The organism is Rhizobacter sp. P1_G5, from assembly GCF_056405435.1.
In genome coordinates this window covers 1-1,757 of the sequence record NZ_JBFUCB010000907.1, presented here as the reverse complement: position 1 = coordinate 1,757, position 1,757 = coordinate 1, and the positions used below count along the sequence as shown (strand labels likewise).

Genomic DNA, 1,757 nt, shown 5'->3' with positions numbered 1-1,757 from the left:
GGCCACCACGGTCTGCGCGCGCGTGGCCTGCCAGCCGTCGGCGGCGTCGCCCTGCGCGAATGCAGCGTCGGTGGAAGAAGGGGGAATGCTCGACATGGGGACTTGCTGCTGGGGATGAACCTGACGGGGCAGTGTAGGAGCTTGTTTCAGGATGTGACAGGGGCAAAGGTCGCAAAAAACCACGCCTTTCTCCGCCGACTTGGGGCTTGACGCGCGGCCGCGCATTTGCCATGGGCGCCCAGGGGTGCAGGGGGGCGCCGATAGAATCGCCCGTCTCCCACTCTGCGTCCGCCTCATGGCCTCGTCGCGCGCTGAAGCTGTTTCCTCCCTGCCGGTCGTGATCGTCGGCGCGGGCCTGGCGGGATTGACCGTCGCGCTGCACATCGCGCAGACCCGGCCGGTGGTCGTGCTGGCCAAGCGCAACCTCGACGAGGCCGCGACCGCCTGGGCGCAGGGCGGCATCGTCGGCGTGCTCGGCACCGACGACAGCATCGATTCCCATGTGCGCGACACGCAGGACGCCGGCGCCGGCCTGGTCGACGAGCACACCGCGCGCTTCATCGCGCAGCACAGCGCGCAGGCGATCGAATGGCTGGTCGAGCGCGGCGTGCCGTTCTCGCCCGATCCCGAGGGCCCGCTCGGCCTGCACCTGACGCGCGAAGGCGGCCACGCGGTGCGCCGCATCGCGCATGCCGCCGATGCCACCGGCAAGGCGATCCACGACGTGCTGCTCGCCGAGGTGAAGCGCCACCCGAACATCCGGATGCTCGAGCGCTGGATGGCGGTCGACCTGATCACCTCGCGCCACCTGAAGCGCGACGAGCTGCCGCGCTGCTACGGCATCTACGCGCTCGACATCGACCGCCAGCGCGTCGAGACACTGGCGGCGTCGGCGGTCGTGATGGCCACCGGCGGCGCCGGCAAGGTGTACCGCTACACGACCAACCCCGACACCTCCACCGGCGATGGCATCGCGATGGCGTGGCGGGCCGGCTGCCGCGTCGGCAACATGGAGTTCATCCAGTTCCACCCGACCTGCCTGTACCACCCGCAGGAGCGCAGCTTCCTGATCACCGAGGCGCTGCGCGGCGAGGGCGGCCACCTGCTGCTGCCCGACGGCACGCGCTTCATGCAGGCGCACGACCCGCGCGGCGAGCTGGCGCCGCGCGACATCGTGGCCCGCGCGATCGACTTCGAGATGAAGAAGCATGGCGTCGACTACGTGCTGCTCGACGCGACGCACCTGGGCGCGGCGTTCCTGAAGGAACACTTCCCGACGATCTACGCGCGCTGCCTGAAGCTCGGCATCGACATCACGACGCAGCCGATTCCCGTGGTGCCGGCGGCGCACTACACCTGCGGCGGCGTCGTCTCCGACCTGCACGGGCGCAGCGACCTGCCGGGGCTGTACGCGGTCGGCGAGACGACCTACACCGGGCTGCACGGCGCGAACCGGCTGGCCAGCAACTCGCTGCTGGAATGCGTGGTGCTCGGCAAGACCTGCGCCGACCACATCCTCGAGCACGCGCCGAGCGAGCAGCCCGAACTGCCGGACTGGGACGAGAGCCAGGTCGAGAATGCCGACGAGCAGGTGGTGATCGCGCACAACTGGGACGAGCTGCGCCTGCTGATGTGGAACTACGTCGGCATCGTGCGCACCACGAAGCGGCTGGAGCGGGCGCTGCATCGCATCGACCTGCTGCGCAGCGAGATCGACGACTACTACGCGAACTTCCGCGTCACGCGCGACCTGCTGG

1 protein-coding gene is annotated in these 1,757 nt (G+C 69.8%); it reads left to right on the top strand.

Annotated features, from left to right (window positions below; translation table 11 throughout):
• Positions 1-295 precede the first annotated feature (295 nt).
• Positions 296-1,757 (top strand): L-aspartate oxidase (gene nadB / locus AC1D12_RS32590; protein WP_477845275.1); only part of this gene is annotated, 1,462 nt, incomplete at its 3' end.